The organism is Marinovum algicola, assembly GCF_900109145.1.
GTDB lineage: Bacteria > Pseudomonadota > Alphaproteobacteria > Rhodobacterales > Rhodobacteraceae > Marinovum > Marinovum algicola.
Window position 1 is genome coordinate 49,803 of sequence record NZ_FNYY01000014.1, and the last position, 15,470, is coordinate 65,272.

15 protein-coding genes are annotated in these 15,470 nt (G+C 67.1%); 3 read left to right on the forward strand and 12 right to left on the reverse strand.

The annotated features are described in order from the left end of the window. Window positions 1-43: 43 nt before the first annotated feature. From BMW90_RS17415 to BMW90_RS17440, 7 genes are all read right to left on the reverse strand, one after another. Entirely contained in the window at window positions 44-283 is a 240-nt protein-coding gene (locus BMW90_RS17415) for a hypothetical protein (RefSeq protein WP_074837676.1), read from the reverse strand. A gap of 401 nt (window positions 284-684) precedes the next feature. Beyond that, a complete protein-coding gene (locus tag BMW90_RS27030; protein ID WP_244526540.1) occupies window positions 685-1,077 on the reverse strand; it encodes an oligopeptide/dipeptide ABC transporter ATP-binding protein in 393 nt (130 codons plus the stop codon). A gap of 65 nt (window positions 1,078-1,142) precedes the next feature. Then, window positions 1,143-1,670: an ATP-binding cassette domain-containing protein gene (locus BMW90_RS27035; protein ID WP_244526541.1), complete on the reverse strand. Its 528-nt coding sequence runs from the start codon at window positions 1,668-1,670 to the stop codon at window positions 1,143-1,145. Continuing rightward, window positions 1,667-2,659, reverse strand: coding sequence for an ABC transporter ATP-binding protein (locus tag BMW90_RS17425; protein WP_074837677.1), 993 nt, complete (start codon window positions 2,657-2,659; stop codon window positions 1,667-1,669). The genes BMW90_RS27035 and BMW90_RS17425 overlap by 4 nt, the downstream gene beginning before the upstream one ends. A gap of 3 nt (window positions 2,660-2,662) precedes the next feature. Next, window positions 2,663-3,529: an ABC transporter permease gene (locus BMW90_RS17430; protein ID WP_048535168.1), complete on the reverse strand. Its 867-nt coding sequence runs from the start codon at window positions 3,527-3,529 to the stop codon at window positions 2,663-2,665. Continuing rightward, the gene (locus tag BMW90_RS17435; RefSeq protein WP_074837678.1) at window positions 3,522-4,466 is read right to left on the reverse strand and encodes an ABC transporter permease; all 945 of its coding nucleotides are present in this window, start codon (window positions 4,464-4,466) and stop codon (window positions 3,522-3,524) included. Before BMW90_RS17435 ends, BMW90_RS17430 begins: the two co-directional genes overlap by 8 nt. 5 nt (window positions 4,467-4,471) lie before the next feature. Next, window positions 4,472-5,413 carry a LysR family transcriptional regulator gene (locus BMW90_RS17440; RefSeq protein WP_048535173.1) on the reverse strand — a complete coding sequence of 314 codons (942 nt, stop codon included), beginning with the start codon at window positions 5,411-5,413 and terminating at the stop codon, window positions 4,472-4,474. Window positions 5,414-5,609: 196 nt separating this feature from the next. On the opposite strand from BMW90_RS17440, the gene BMW90_RS17445 reads away from it, so the two are divergent. The 3 genes from BMW90_RS17445 (at window position 5,610) to BMW90_RS17455 (ending at window position 9,715) form a co-directional block, all read left to right on the forward strand. Next, entirely contained in the window at window positions 5,610-7,064 is a 1,455-nt protein-coding gene (locus tag BMW90_RS17445; RefSeq protein WP_170850578.1) for an ABC transporter substrate-binding protein, read from the forward strand. Between the two features lie 173 nt (window positions 7,065-7,237). Beyond that, window positions 7,238-8,455: a sulfatase family protein gene (locus tag BMW90_RS17450; RefSeq protein ID WP_074837680.1), complete on the forward strand. Its 1,218-nt coding sequence runs from the start codon at window positions 7,238-7,240 to the stop codon at window positions 8,453-8,455. A gap of 12 nt (window positions 8,456-8,467) precedes the next feature. Continuing rightward, window positions 8,468-9,715 (forward strand): sulfatase family protein, encoded by a 1,248-nt coding sequence (locus BMW90_RS17455; protein WP_074837681.1) that lies wholly within the window; start codon window positions 8,468-8,470, stop codon window positions 9,713-9,715. A 75-nt stretch (window positions 9,716-9,790) separates the two neighbouring features. On the opposite strand, the gene BMW90_RS17460 is transcribed toward BMW90_RS17455, so the two are convergent. The 5 genes from BMW90_RS17460 to BMW90_RS17480 all read right to left on the reverse strand — a co-directional run bounded on the left by BMW90_RS17460 (window position 9,791) and on the right by BMW90_RS17480 (window position 15,335). Further along, window positions 9,791-10,933 carry a mandelate racemase/muconate lactonizing enzyme family protein gene (locus tag BMW90_RS17460; RefSeq protein ID WP_074837682.1) on the reverse strand — a complete coding sequence of 381 codons (1,143 nt, stop codon included), beginning with the start codon at window positions 10,931-10,933 and terminating at the stop codon, window positions 9,791-9,793. Further along, window positions 10,930-11,844 carry a dihydrodipicolinate synthase family protein gene (locus tag BMW90_RS17465; RefSeq protein ID WP_074837683.1) on the reverse strand — a complete coding sequence of 305 codons (915 nt, stop codon included), beginning with the start codon at window positions 11,842-11,844 and terminating at the stop codon, window positions 10,930-10,932. Before BMW90_RS17465 ends, BMW90_RS17460 begins: the two co-directional genes overlap by 4 nt. 75 nt (window positions 11,845-11,919) lie before the next feature. Beyond that, window positions 11,920-13,377, reverse strand: coding sequence for a sulfatase family protein (locus tag BMW90_RS17470; RefSeq protein ID WP_074837684.1), 1,458 nt, complete (start codon window positions 13,375-13,377; stop codon window positions 11,920-11,922). Window positions 13,378-13,552: 175 nt separating this feature from the next. After that, window positions 13,553-14,323: an HpcH/HpaI aldolase family protein gene (locus BMW90_RS17475; protein ID WP_074837685.1), complete on the reverse strand. Its 771-nt coding sequence runs from the start codon at window positions 14,321-14,323 to the stop codon at window positions 13,553-13,555. Between the two features lie 28 nt (window positions 14,324-14,351). After that, on the reverse strand, window positions 14,352-15,335 hold the full coding sequence (locus BMW90_RS17480; protein ID WP_074837686.1) for a LacI family DNA-binding transcriptional regulator: 984 nt from the start codon (window positions 15,333-15,335) through the stop codon (window positions 14,352-14,354). Window positions 15,336-15,470: the final 135 nt, after the last annotated feature.

The following is a 15,470-nucleotide window of genomic DNA, read 5'->3' on the forward strand; positions in this document are numbered from 1 at the left end:
ACACATGGCGCCTTGCCGCGACGGCCAGGCGGCGCCCGGCCGGTCAGATGTCCCTTTTGCCGTGCAACCTCGGGACGCCGGCCCCGGGCGCGCGCATGTCTTCGGTGCGGATGTCCGCGCGGACCGGCTGTGGCGAACCGACAAGCGGCATCAGCAGAAAGGGCATCAGGCCGACAACCGCATAGATCATCAGCGATTGCATTGCCCCGAACTCGGCGCAGAACGCCGCGATGCCGCAGGCGCCGCCGAAGAGGATGGAGAGCGTTGCGAGGCCTATAATCATGACCGGGTTACTCCTTTGCTCTGAAGGGCAGGGCGCGCGGATTGCGCGGCATGCGGCCCGGGTTTGGCGTGCCCGGCCCGGCTGCGGCGGGGAAACATGACCGCTTGCCGTGGGCCGTGCCGTGTTGTCCGGGTGATCTTGGGCACCGCGCCTCTGCTCCCTTGGTGAATGAACTTGTCCTGAGGGAGCATAGGCGACGAAATAGTCCCGGTGCGCAGCGCCAAGGTCTAGCGACCCGGCGCAGATGGCGACACGACTATACGAAGGTGCAGGTCGGGCTGGCCCGAGGCAGAGGGTCGCCCGGATTTCAGGCCGCCCGAGGGGCGGCACCCGGCCCTTTGCCGCCGGCGCGCGGCCGGGGGCGGCGGTGCGCGGGAATCGCCTGGGCGGTGATCCGTCGGTCACCCGTCGGGGTGATGGCAGGCCACGTCACGCCCGTCCGGCCGCCGCCGGAGCGGCGGCACGTCGCGGCTGCAAAGCGCGGTGGCGATCGGGCACCTGGGATGGAACGGACAGCCTGCGGGTGGCGTGATCGGGTTGGGCATCTCCACCGAGGTCTTGCCGGTGCGGCTGCGGCTGCGGCGCGACAGCAGCCGCGGGGCGGCGCCCAGGAGCATCCGTGTATACGGATGCGCCGGCCGGTCATACAGCTGCTCGGTCGGGGCAAGCTCGACGATGCGTCCGAGATACATCACCGCGACGCGATCCGAGATATAGCGCACCACCTGAAGGTCATGGGCCACGAACAGCGTTGTGAGGCCCAGCTCTTTCTGCAAGTCGCGCAGCAGGTTCACGATCTGCGCCTGGATCGAGAGGTCGAGGGCGGATACCGCCTCGTCGCAGACCAGGAACCGCGGCGTCAGCGCCAGCGCCCGCGCGATCCCGATGCGCTGCCGCTGCCCCCCGAGAACTGATGCGGATAGCGGTCGGCCATCGACCGGGGCAGGCCGACCCGGTCGAGCAATTCGTCAACCCGCGCATGGCGGGCGGCACGGTCCATGGTGCCGGCGATGACCATCGGTTCGGAAATGATCCGCCGGGCGGTCATGCGCGGGTTGAGCGAACCGAATGGATCCTGAAACACGATCTGCATCTGGCTGCGCAGCGCCTTCAGGTCGCGCCCCCGGAGCGCCGTCACGTCATGGCCGTCAAAGCGGATCTGCCCGGCGCTGGTGTCGAGCAACCGCAGCAGCATGCGGCTGACCGTGGTCTTGCCCGATCCGCTTTCGCCAACCAGCCCGAGGGTCTCGCCCGAGCGGATGTCAAAGCTGATGCCGTCCACCGCCCTGACATGGCCCGCGGCCCGGCCGAGCAGGCCGGACCTGATCGGGAAAAGCTTCTGAAGATCGCGGACCTCGATCAGCGGCGCATCCAGGGTGTCGCTCATGAGGCCACCTCGAGTTTGGTCATCTGGTCGAGCCTGAGACAGGCGGCGACATGCTGCGGCCCGATCGGCTGAAGCCCGGGCACCGATTGTGCGCATTGCGCTGCGGCATGGGGACAGCGCGAGGCAAAGCGGCAGCCCGGCGGAAATTGCAGCGGCGGCGGCACCTGGCCCTCGATCGTGGGCAGGCGGGAGGTGCCGGTTTCGAGCCCGATGGCGCAGGCGATCAGCCCCCGGGTGTAAGGATGCATCGCGGCCTCGAAGATCGTGTCGGCCGGCGCGATTTCCGCCACCCGCCCGGCGTACATCACCATCACCTGCTCGGCGAATTCCGCCACCAGCGGCAGATCGTGGCTGATCAGCATGACCGCGACGCCGGTTTCCTCCTGAAGCGCGGCCAGAAGGTCGATGATCTGTTCCTGAATGGTGGCGTCGAGCGCGGTGGTCGGCTCGTCGGCGATCAGCAGCCGGGGGCGGCAGGCCAGCGCCATGGCGATCATCACCCGCTGGCGCATGCCGCCTGACATCTGGTGCGGATAATCCGAGATCCGCCGCTCGGGCGCCGGAATGCCGACCTGGCGGAACAGCTCGATGGTGCGGTTGCGGGCCTCGCGCGCCGAGATCTTCTCGTGTTCTCGCAGCACCTCGGAGACCTGGCGGCCGGTGGTGAAGACCGGGTTCAGCGCCGTCGCCGGCTCCTGGAACACCAGCGAGATGTCGCGGCCCCGGATTTGGCGCATGCGCGCCGGGGGGGCCAGTTCCAGCGCCTCGCCCTGGAACCGGATCGAGCCCGACACAAGCTGCATGACATTGGGCAGCAGCCCCGTCAGCGCCAGGGCGATCATGCTCTTGCCGGAGCCGGATTCCCCCACCACCCCCAGCCGGCCACCGGGGTCGATGCGAAAGGAGATGCCGTCGACGATGTTGATCGAGCGGGCTCCGATCTTGAGGGCGATGGTCAGGTCGGAGACGTCGAGAAGGGGCTCGGCCATCGGTCAGGTTACCTTTTTCAGTCTGGGGTCGAGCAGATCGCGCAGACCGTCGCCCATGAGGTTCAGGGACAGCACGGTCAGAAAGATCGCGAGCCCGGGGAACAGGGTGATCCAGGAGGCGGAGTAGAGATAGGTTCTGCCGTCGGCGATGATATTGCCCCAGGTCGGCGCCGGCGGCGGCGGGCCGACCCCGATAAAGCTCAGCGCCGCCTCGGCGAGGACCGCATCGGCAAAGATGAAGGTCATCTGCACCACCACCGGCGCCATGGCATTGGGCAGCAGATGCAGGCCGATGATCCGCAACGGCCCGGCGCCGGAGGCGCGGGCGGCCTCGACGAACTGTTGTTGCGACAGCACCAGGATCGAGGCCCGTACGATGCGCGCGGTGCGCGGCGCATAGGCCACCCCGAGCGCCAGGATGACATTGGTGATCCCCGGCCCGAGCACGGCGGCAAGGGCGATGGCCATCAGCAGGGTGGGAAAGGCCTCGCCGGCATCCATCACCCGCATGATCGGGTTGTCGAGCCTGGGAAAATACCCCGCCGTGGCGCCGATCGCGATGCCCAGCCCGGCCGAGATGGTGATCACCGCCAGCCCGATGCCCAGAGAGACATGGCCGCCGTGCAGGACACGCGACAGGATATCCCGGCCAAAGCTGTCGGTGCCGAAGGGATGCGCCAGCGAGGGGCCCTTGAACCGCTCCATCAGCGAGGTGTCCTCGGGGCCGTAGGGGGTGAGGAAGGGGCCAAGGGCGGCGGCCAGCACGATAAGGCCGAAGATGACGCCGCCGATCAGCAGCGGCAGATGGGCCGCCGACATCCGGGTTGTCAGCCGTGTCGAAAAGCTTCGGAAGGCAGTCAGGTCAGTCATAGCGCACCCGGGGGTCGAGCCAGGAATAGAGGATATCCACCAGCAGGTTGATGATGACGAAGGAAAAGGCGATGACGAGCATGCCGCCCTGAAGAACGGGGTAGTCGCGGCGCTGGATGCCATGCAGCATCAGCCGGCCGAGGCCGTTCAGGGAAAACACCGATTCCACGATGATCGCCCCGGCCATGGTCAGCGAGAAGGAAATGCCGATCACCGTCAGGATCGGGATCATCGCGTTCTTGAGCGCGTGCCGGCCGATGACATTTCCCTGCCCCAGCCCCTTGGCCCGCGCGGTGCGCACATAGTCCTGGCCCAGTTGTTCCAGCATCACCGAGCGGGAAAACCGCGAAATCTGGCCCATCGAGGCGGTGCCCAGCGTCAGCGCTGGCAGCGCCATGGCCGACAGCCAGCCGGTGAACGACTCGGTCGGTGAGACATAGCCGCCCGGGGGGAACCAGCCGAGGCCGACGGCAAAGATCAGGATCGCGATCAGGCCGAACCAGAAGTTCGGCACCGAGACGCCGAACAGCGCGACCGTCATCGCCAGCGCGTCGATCCAGCTGCGGTGAAAGACCGCCGCCAGCACGCCCAGGGCCACCCCGAGGACGGTGGCGAAGATGATCGAGAGGCCGGCCAGCGACAGGGTGACCGGCAGCCGTTCGAGGATCGCCTCGGTCACCGGCCGGTTCAGGATGTAGGAATAGCCCAGGTCGCCCTGGGCCAGCCCGAAGATCCAATCCTGGAGCCGCAGCGGCCAGGGGCGGTCGAGGCCGAGCTGGCGGCGCACGAATTCGACCTCGTCATTCGAGGCATCGGGTCCGGCGATGATCGCGGCGGCATCGCCCGGCACCAGCTGGATCAGCACGAAGGCGGCAATGCTGACCAGCAGCAGCACCGGGATCGCGCTGAGCAAACGTTTGAGGATGTATCTGGACATGATTTTCAGCGCTCGTGTTCAAGGGAATCGGAAGGCTCCATCCCGGCATCGCGGTCCGCTATGAAGGCCCGGGCGGTCTCCATGATGAAGTGCAGCCCCGAGGGGATCTGCCGGTTCTTGCGCCAGACCATGCCGGTGGCGCGCATCCGGGCGACGCGCACCTCGGAGATGACGGCGAGCTGGCCGGTGCGCACCGCCTTGGCGTTGCGCGGCTGGAATCCCAGAAGATCGCTGTTGATCAGCGCCTGGGTGGCCAGTTCCCGCTGCGGGGTTTCCAGGATCACGTTGGGTTTGGGCAGGCCCCGGTTCTGCGCGGTGCTGGTCAGCCAGTTCCAGGTGAGATCGCTTTCGCTGCATTCGCCGACCACCCAGTCATAGCCCATCATCTCGTGAAAGCGGCAGGGTCGGTCGAGCCGGGCCAGCGGGTGGCCGGGGCGCGCCACGACACGCAACTGGCCATAGGTCAGGTTTTCCGAACACAGGTCGGGGCCGAGCGGCACGGTCATGGCGGTAAAGGCCAGATCGATCTGGCCGGACTTCAGCCGGGCCAGGATATCGGTGACCGAGCCGGTAAAGACGCTGATCCGCAGCCCGGGGCGCTGCCGGTGCATGCGCACGAAGATCTCGGGCAGCTGGTCGGAAACCCAGGTCTGGCCGGCGCCGATGCGGAAATGCCCGCTCTGGCCCTTGCGCATCGAGGTGGCCACGCTCTTGAGATCGCGGGTCTCGCGCTCGAGCACCGTGGCATATTCCAGGAACAGCCGGCCAAAGGGCGTCAGCGCCGCGCCCTGCGGCCCCCGGTCGAAGACCTTGAAGCCGAATTCATCCTCGATGCGCATGACGATCTTGCTCAGGGCCGATTGCCCCATGCCAAGCCGCTCTGCCGCTTTCGAGAACCGGCCCGTCTCGGCGATCTCGCGAACGATATGTGCGTGGCGTGTTTCCATGTCCTCCCCTCCGGCCCTGTGTGCATCAGGCGCCGGCTTGCCCGTCCAGAATGGCGACAAGGCCCGCCGGCACGCAACGCCTAAGCCTCGATGACATCATTCCGGATTGGAATGGTAAAGCTCGAAACTCCGCGTTGCGAGGAAAGGCAAAATGCCGGCTAATCGGCCCAAGCCTACAACAACGGGAGGACTTGAAATGAAATTCAGAGCAATGGCGGCCGCCGCGCTGGCCGCGACGCTTGGCCTGACGGCCCCCGCCTCGGCCCAGGATCCGGCCAAGGGCGGCGACCTTGTCGTCGCGATGGCCGTGACGCTTCCAAGTGTCGATCCGCATGCCTCGACCGGTGTGGCGACGCGGTATGTGTCGGCCCATATGTTCGAAGGCGTGGTCACGCGCGGCGAGACCGGCGACATCATTCCGCAACTGGCCGCCAGCTACGAGATGAGCGACGACGCCCGGACCTATACCTTCACCCTGCGCGACGGCGTGCGCTTTCACGACGGCAGCACGCTGGACGCCGGCGACGTTGTGGCCTCGTTGCAGCGCATGAAGGACGCCGGCGTCGACCAGGGTGTCATGGCGCTTGTCGAGAACCTGGAGGCGGTCGACGATCTGACCGTACGGGTCACCATGAGCGAGCCGCATCCGACCTTTCTCGACAGCCTGTCTTCGCCGCGGGTGATCGTCGGGATCATGCCCGAAGAGATCGCGGCGCTGCCCAAGGAAGAGTTCAAGCCGGTCGGCACCGGGCCGTTCGAATTCGTCGAATGGGTGCCCGACAGCCACATCAGGCTGGCCCGTTTCGAGGCGTACAGCCAGCAGGCCGAAGCCACGCCGCGCGACGGATTCGGCGGCAAACGCACGGTGTATGTGGATACCGTGACCTTCCGCACCGTGCCGGAAGCGGGGGCGCAGATCGCCGGGTTGCTGACCGGCGACTACCATATCGCCGACCAGGTTTCGCCGCAGGATGTGCCACGGCTCGAGGCCTCGGACGAGGTCAGCGCCGTCAAGGTGCTGCCGTGGTACATGGTTCACCAGACCTTCAACCTGACCAAGCCTCTGGGCGCGGACGAGTATTTCCGCAAGGCGGTGCAGGTCGGGCTCGACCTCGAGGTGCTGCTCGATTTCGCCACCGGCGGCAATTACGTGCTTGGCCACGGCTGGCAGTATGACGGTTTCCCCTATTACTCCGATGCCGGGATCGAGACCTACAACCTCGGCGATGTCGACAAGGCGAAAGAGCTGCTGGCGCAGAGCGCCTATGATGGTGAAGAGATCGAGATCCTGACGATCTCGGACGAGGCGGCGCTGCGGGATTATGCCATCGCGCTGGCCGATCAGCTCGGCAAGCTGGGCATCAAGACCCGCATCAACGCGCAGAACGCCGCCACCTGGTCGGCGCTGCGGGTCGAGCGCGAGAGCTGGACGATCATCATTGGCGGTTTCGGCATGGCTCCGTCGATCGGGCCGTTCGGCATGCTGCGCCACTTTTCCGGAGACGGGTCGCTTCAGGGCGTGACCTTTCCCGAAATCGAGGACGCCGCCCATCGCGTCAGAACCGGCCTGACCTTCGAGGAGCGCAAAAAGGCCTTCGAAGACTATCAGGCCGGGGTGTTGGGCAAGGCGATCTCGATCCGCGCCGGGTGATCCGCGCCTGGGACATCTGGCTCGCTCCCTGAGCCGGACCTTCGCCCCGCATCCGCCTCCTCGGATGCGGGGCGTGGGCCCCCAAGTCGTAAGGAAATTCCCCCAGGGTGCCGGCGGGCACCGGCACGGCGAAGGCCGACGCCGCAGCTGCGTCCGGCAGACGGAGACAGGACATGCACAAGCACCCCGACATACTTCTCATCCTCGCCAACAGGCACAGGCGCGACTACACCGGCGCCGGCGGGGGGCAGCTTGTCCATACGCCCCACATCGACCGGCTGGCGGCCGAGGGGGTCTGGTTCGACAAGGCCGCCACGATCTTTCCCGCCCCCGGTCCGTCGCGGATGTCGATCCTCAGCGGTCGCTATCCGGCCGCGGATGCCGCGCCGGTGACGCTGGCCGAAAGCCCGCTGGGCCGCTGTCTGGCCGCGGCCGGATACGCGCTGACCGAGATCACGCCCGCGCCGGGCCCCGAGGGGCTGCGCCGCACTGCGGAACGGGCCCGCGATGCGTTGGCCGGCGGCACCGGGCCGCGCTTTACCCTGGTCACCCTTCCGGAACTGGACGGGGAAACCGACGATCTGCCGGCGGAGGTTCTGGATCTCTATCGCGGCAAGGGCATTCCGCTGGCCATGCACCACGCGGCGGTGACCGCCTGCGACCGCGCGGTCGGGCAGATCCTCGACGCGCTTGCGGCCACGGGCAGGGCCGGGACCACGGCGGTGATCTACAGTTCGGTGGTCGGCGATCAGTTCAAGTTTCGCGATGCCGTCAACCGGGGCGGCCACACCTGTTACGACGATTGCATCCGGGTGCCGCTGGTGATCCGGGGGCCCGGCGGGCCGGCGGGGGTGCGGCTGGCGCAGATTGTCGGATTGCACGATCTGGCCCCCACCATCGCGGCGATGGCCGGGGCCGATCTGGCGGATGCCGATGGTGAGAGCCTTCTGCCGCTGATGGCCGGCCGGCCGACGGCCTGGCGCCGGGCGCTCTATATCCACAACCGCCACCTGCGCCATATCGCGGTGACCTTTGAGGCCGAGAAGGGCCGGGCCTATTACGGCACCTTTCCGTCCTGGGATCAGCGCGCCATCTGGACCGGGCGCCACAAGCTGATCCTGAGCTTCGACAAGGGCCGGCACAGCCTGTTCGACACCTGCATCGACCCGGAAGAGGAATTCGATCTGTTCGGCGCGCCGCACCGGCGCACGCCGATGGACGAGCTCACCAGGTTCAAGGACACCATGCCGCTGGTTCGGGAACTGGCGCAGGAGATGGCCGCGCTTGCCGAGCGGGTTGGCGACCGGGCGGGCGCGGATCTGGCGCGCGAGATCGCCCGCTCGGCCGATCCGCTGCACCGGCCGGCCGGCACACCGTTTCATCATCTTTGACAGGAGAGCCCCATGACAGACCAACCGAATATCCTCGTCCTGTTCAGCGATCAGCAGCGCGCCGACAGCCTGCCCAGCTATGGCAACAGCTTCGTCTCGGCGCCCTACCTTGACCGGATGGCGCGCGATGGCGCGCGGTTCAGCCAGTGCCGGACGGTGTTTCCGGTCTGCACCCCGGCGCGGGCCTCGATGTGGACCGGCAAGTTCCCCCACAGCCACGGCATCGAGAAAAACGTCTATGGCGTGCCCGATCTGCTGGCCGACCGCGGGCTGACCGATCGGACCGTCTTTGCCCTGCTGCGCGGCGCCGGCTATCAATGCGGCTATTGGGGAAAATGGCATCTGGGCGAGGCCAACCCGGGGCCGTTCGACGAATGGCATGCGTTCAATTCCTGGGGCGGGCACTGGCAGGATCACCGCCAGCATTTTCAGGGCGGCACCTATATTCCCGACCGCGACACCGACGCGATGATCACCTGGCTGCGCGAACGCGAGACGACGCGCCCGTTCTGTTCGGTGATCTCCTGGTATCCGCCGCATGATCCGTTCTCCTGCCCGCTGGACACGATGGACCATTACCGGCGCATGGGCGTGCCGTGCCCGGGCTACTACGGTTCGGTCACCGCGCTCGACCGCTGTGTCGGCCGGATCATGGCGGCGCTGGAAGAGACCGGGCAGGCCGGGAATACCATCGTGTTCTACTACTCCGATCACGGCGAGACCTTTCGCGCCCGCGACGGGGTGACATCGAAATTCGTCTGCACCGAGGATTCCGTGCATGTGCCGTTTCTGATGCGGGGGCCGGGCATTGCCGACAATCTGGTCATCGACGAATTGATCGGCCTGCAAGACCTGATGCCGACGATGCTGGATATCGCCGGGGTGGCGGCGCCGGCGGACCTGCAAGGCCGCAGCCTGATGCCTCTGATCCGCGGCGAGGCGCCGGACTGGCGCGACATCGCCTATATCGAGAACGAGACCCACAACATCATGCGCGACAGCGATGCCGACCCGAGGGCGCGGCGGCGCCAGCGGGCGGTGTTCGACGGACGCCACAAGCTCATCCTCGAGGATGGGCAGGCCATCCTGTTCGATCTCGCCGCGGACCCCGAAGAGCGCATTGACGTCTCGGCCGCGAACCCCGCCGAGGTCGCGCGTCTGGCGGGCCGTCTCGGGGCCGAGGCGGCGCGGCTTGACGATCCGCTGGGATGCAAGCTGGCCGAAGCGGCGCTTGGCGGGCGGGCGGCGCTGGCGTCATGAGCCGGCACGCGCCCCGGCGGTCCTGACGGAGAAGACCCGGCGCCGGCCTGTCTCGGGGTGGCTGTCCGGCCGGTGTCAGGGATAGGTCGTTGAGCCGTCGGCGCGGGTTTCGACCCGGCGTTCCCAATGCAGGTAACCCGAGGTCTCCAGCGCCGTTTCGTCGATCTCGATGCCCCAGCCGGGGCGGTCCGGGCGCAGGCCCAGGTAGCCATCGACAGGCTCATAGGGATCGACCGCCCAGGGCGCATGATGCGGCGGGCGGTATTCCAGCAGGCGGAAATTCGTCTGGGCGGCGGCGAAATGCACGTTATGCGCCGTCGCCAGCGGGCCCATCGGATTATGCGGCATCACCGAGACGTAATGCGCATCGGCCAGATCGGCGATCCGGCGCATCTCGGTCAGCCCGCCGACGACGGCAATGTCGGGCTGGACGATATCGGCGCCCTGGGCGGCCAGCAGCGACAGGAACTCGAACCGGTTGTACAGGCATTCGCCGGTGGCAATCGGGATCGCCACCTTGGATTTCAGCGCGGTCCAGGCCGGGATATGCTCGGGCCGGATCGGCTCTTCGAGAAACAGCGGATCGTAAGGCGCCAGCGCCTGCGCCAGTTGCACCGCGCGGATCGGCTCGAAGATCATCGCATGGGCGTCGAAGGCAAATTCCAGATCTTCGGGCAGGGCCTCGCGGATCGCGCCGAACCAGTGTGCGGCGCTGGCACAGGTGACCCCCCATCGCCCGGCATGGGGGTTGCGCCGATAGGGCGACAGCTTGAAGGCGCGATAGCCTGCCGTGGCGCGCAACCGGGTGACGATATCGATGGTCTCGCCGACATCTGGCGCGGTATAGACACCGCAATAGACCTCGACCCGGTCACGGACGTTGCCGCCCAGAAGCCTGTAGACCGGCACGTCCAGGGCCTTGGCCGCGATGTCCCAGAGCGCGTGGTCGATGGCGGCAATCGCCGCCAGCCCGAGCGCGCCGGGCGGAAACCGGCAATGCTGAAGAAGCTTCTGGTTGAGATAGGTCACCCGCGTCGCATCCTCGCCCGCAAGCTGGTGCGCCAGCCAGTCGATGACCGGGGCAAGCGCAAGGTCGGGCCCGTGGTTGTAGGCCTCGCCCCAGCCGGTGAGCCCGTCCGTGGTGGTGATCGAGACCAGCAGGCGCGGGCGGTCATCGACCCGGGTCATGAAACAGCGGATTCGGTCGATCTTGGTCATTCTGTCCCTTCTCGGATCAGGGCGTTGGCCGCAAGGAAGTGCTCGAGCCGCCGGGCCTGCGACGGGCTCAGCGGCCAGGCCGAGGGCGGGCGCGTCGGGCCGCAGGCATGCCCCTGCGCCAGAAGCGCGGCCTTGACGGCGGTGACATTCGTGCCGTTCAGCTCTTCGGCGCGGATATCCTCGAAAGCGCGCATTCCGTTGATCAGCGCCGAGGCGCCGGGATAGTCGCCGGCCGCCAGCGCGGCATGGATCGCGACCGAGCGTTCGGGCCAGACATTGATCAGCCCGGAGGTGAAACCGCGCGCGCCCACGGCATAGAGCGGCGGTGCCCAGACCTCGGCCAGACCGGCGACCCAGATGATGCCGGGATCGCAGGCGGCGATCGCGGCGGCGAGGTTCAGCGGGTTCGGCGTGGCCCATTTCACGCCCCGGACGCCCGGTATGGCGCAGAGATCTGCGATCCGCGCCGTCCCCATAGCGTCGTTGCGAAGGTAGAGCACCAGCGGCAGCCCGTCGGCCGCATCGGCAATCGCGCGGATGTAATCAACCGTCCCGCGCGGGCTGACAAAGGGATCGGGCGGCTGGTGGATCATCAGCCCGCTGGCCCCGGCCTCTGCCGAGGCCCGGGCCAGGCGGCAGGCATCGGGCAGGCTGCGCCCGACGCCGGCCAGAAGCGGCGCGCGATTTCCCACCAGAACGGCGACCGCGCGGACCATCGTGCAGGCCTCGTCACACGACAGGGCGGAGAACTCGCCGGTGTTGCCGTTGACCACCGGCAGGTGGACCCCGGCCGCAAGCGCCCGGTCCAGCAGCGGCGCAAGGCGCGAAGGCGCCACCATGCCGGAGCTGTCGAAAGGGGTGACCAGAATGCCCGAAATGCCGGTCAGCGCGGCGGCGAAATCCAGTGTCATGGCGGCCCTTTCGGTCAAGATCGCGCGGGCGCATCCCCGCGACTCCGGCGGCGGCGGAATGCCCGCGGTTTCACGTCATGCCGGGGCCGGGGTGAAGGGAATGTCGGCGGAGGCCGCGATTTCGGCGCGGCCGCCGTTGGCCGCAATCCGTGCGGCCTGATCGGCAAAGGCGCCGGCGTTGACGGCCTCGGGGTCGCATTGGCTGCGCAATACCGTATCGAGGCGCTGGCGCACCGCCGCAAAGGACGGGTCCTGGCCAAGATCGTGCCGTTCCTGCGGATCGCTCCAAAGATCGAAGAGCTGCGGCGCGAACCCGGGATAATGGATGTATTTCCAGCGCCCCTGACGGATCATGAACATGCCGGTATTGGAACTGGTGGCGTGATATTGCGACAGGACCGGGCGGTTCGGCGGCGGGTTGCGGGCTATGTCGAGCAGCGAGGTGCCCGCCCAGGCCGGATCGGAGACCACAGGGGCGCAGATCGCCGCCGCCGTCGGGGCGATATCGACCAGCGAGACCGGCGCATCCACAACCGTTCCGGGCGCAAGGCGCGGGTCGCGCAGGATCAGCGGCACCGCCGCCGCGGTCTCATACATCACCGATTTGCCCCAGAGCCCGTGGCTGCCGAGGTTGTCGCCATGGTCCGAGGAATAGATCACGCTGGTCGATGGGCCGAGCCCGGTGTCCTCGAGCGTTTGCAGGACGGTGCCGATCAGCTCGTCAAGCCGGGTCACCATGCCGAAATAGGCGCAGAGCGCGCGGCGGCGGGTTTCCGGGGTGAAATGCGCGTCGTAGTCGGAAACCCGGCGCATGTGGTCCAGCACCGGATGGCCATCGACCGGCGCGTCGAGCCCAAAGCGCAGTTCGTCGAGATCGCGGCCCTCGTAGAGCGCATAACACGCGTCTGGCGCGATCAGCGGGAAATGCGGCATCACGAAACTGACGAACAGGGCAAAGCCGGGGGCATCGCGGCGGTCGGCCCGGTCGGTCAGCCAGTCGCAGGCCGTCCGGGCGATCCGCGTGTCATAGTCGGAATAGGCCGACCGGCCCGGCCCGGCCTGTGCCGCGAGATTTCCGGTGCCGGTCTTGGGCAGGGGATCGCGCCGGAACAGCCCCTTGAGGTCGCCCTTGCCATGCAGCACATGCAGCGGGATCAGCTCTTCGGTAAAGCCATAGTCGTCACCGCCGCGATAGTGCAGTTTCCCGATCGAGGCGACATCGACACCGGCGTCGCGCAGCAGGTGATGCCAGGAACGCGGCGCACCGGTATAGGGCGCCGCATTGTCCCAGGCGCCCAGCTCGTGCACCTGCCGTCCGGTGGCCAGCGAGGCCCGCGAGGGCACGCAGATCGGGCTGTTGCAATAGGCGGCGCCGAACCGCGCCCCGGCCTGCGCCAGTGCGTCGAGGTTCGGGGTCTGCACGAAGGGGTGGCCATAGCAGCCCAGCACATCACGGTTGTGCTCGTCGGACAGGAGGAACACCAGGTTCCTCGGGGCCGCATCCTCGGGCGCGCCGGACGGGCGGTCTGCCATTCTGTCTCCACCGTGTTGAAATCGGGTCTCGGGTCGCCGTTTCATTCTGTCGGGTGGGGGAAGCCGCAACAACGTCGATGTGGCGGGCTTGGTATTCCGAGACGGAATACCGAATGGCGATTTGCGCTCCGATCAGGACGGAACACCGAAGCGGGGCTTCGATGTTCCGTGCGGCTCAGGCCCTGTCGGCGCCGGCGGCCTGAAAGGCTTCGGCCTCGGCGTTCGCGCCGCGCAGCATGAAGGCATGTTCGGAAGCGACAAAGAACATGGTCACCCCCATATCCAGCAGCGCCGGCGCGGCGTCGGCATTCGCCGCGAAGGTCATGAAGGCCTTGCCCGCCGCCTGTGCGGCGGCGCCGGTGTCACGCATGGCGTCCATCACCATGGGATCGGACATGTCGGTCTTGCCATAGCAGACGGCCAGGTCTGCCGGCCCGACGAAGAGGCCGTCGATCCCGTCGACCGAGGCGATCGCACTGGCGGCAGTGACGCCGGCGGGCTCTTCGATCTGGGCGATGACGATGGTTTCGTCCGTGCTCTGTTGCAGGACATCCTTCATCGGGCGGGTGGCAAAGCCCGCCCAGCGGGTCGATCCGGCATAGCCGCGCCCGCCTTCGCCGAACCGCGCGGCGCGGGCGATGGCTTCGGCCTTGTCGACGCTGTCGACATGCGGCACGACGACGCCCACTGCGCCGCTGTCGAGCGCTTTCAGCACTTCGACCGGGGTGCCCACCGGCAGGCGGACCAGCACCGGAAAGTCCAGCGCCCGCGCCATGGCAAGGCAGATGTCCATCCGCGCGCGATCAAAAGGCGCGTGTTCGGCATCGAGACAGACGAAATCGAGCTTCGATTTCGCCAGCACCTCGATCATTTCATGTGCGGGGGTCTTGAGGAAGGTTCCGGTCAGAATCTCGCCGGAGGCCATGCGTTGCTTGAATGTGGGCATGTGGGTCTTTCGCTTGTGACTTGGGGGATCAGGCCGAGCGGCGTTCGATCAGCCGACAGGGGATCCAGATCTTTTCTTCTACCGTCTCGTCCTCGAGGACAATCCGGCTGATGACATCGGTGGCGCGTTTCGCCATGGCCTGAACCGGCAGGCGGATCGTGGTGAGATCGTTGCTTTCCCATTCCGCCATCGGAATGTCATCGAAGCCGACGACTTTCATGTCTTCGGGAAAGCGCAGCCCGGCCGCGGCGCGCAGCCGGTCCATCAGCCCGATCGCAAACAGGTCGTTGGGGCAGAGGAAGCCGTCGGGCAGGGCATCGCCCTTGGCCAGAAGGGTTTCGGCAATCCGTGCGCCGTCGGCATAGGTGTAGCCGCCGTCGAACACCTCTGCCGGCGCCTGGCCCAGATGTTCCAGCCCCGCCACATGCCCGGCCAGCCGCGCGGCGCTGGTCCAGTGGCCGAGGGTGCCGCGAGCGACTGCAATTCGGTTGCAACCGCGTTCAACCAACCGCCTCGCGGCCAGCCTGCCGCCCTGGGTCAGATCGGCGCAGACCGAGGCGGTCACCGAATCGTCGTCGATCCGGTTCAGCAGCAGAACCTGAAAGCCGGCATCGCGAAATTCTTCCACCAGGCCGGGCGAGATGTTCATCGAGGTCAGGATGACCACGCCGACCTGATACTGCCGAAAGGTCGCGATCAGCCGGGGCAGGTCATCCGCGCCGCCGATCTGACCGGAGATCGGGATAAAGTTGTTTTGCTGCAAGGCCATGGAGATCGTCTGGTGAAGGACCGCATGGATCGGATTCTTCAGCTGGCCCATCAGAATGCCGACGATCTGCGACCGGCGCGAGGTCAGCGCCTGGGCCAGCGCATTCGGCTGATACCCCAGCTCCCGCGCCGCCTTCAGGATTCGCTGGCGGGTCTGCTCCTGCACCGAATGACCGCGCGAAAACGCCCGGGACACGGTCGCCCGAGACACCCCGGCCCGCCGGGCGACATCGTCTGCGGTCACTCTTTCCTCTGGCATCCAGGCATCGCTTTGCTGCTGATTTGCAAGGACAATGGCGCATTTCGGTGGGCTTGTCCAGACAAGTGAATGAAACCGCGTGCAGTGAAATTTTCTCAATGAAAAAACAGCAGGCTTGAC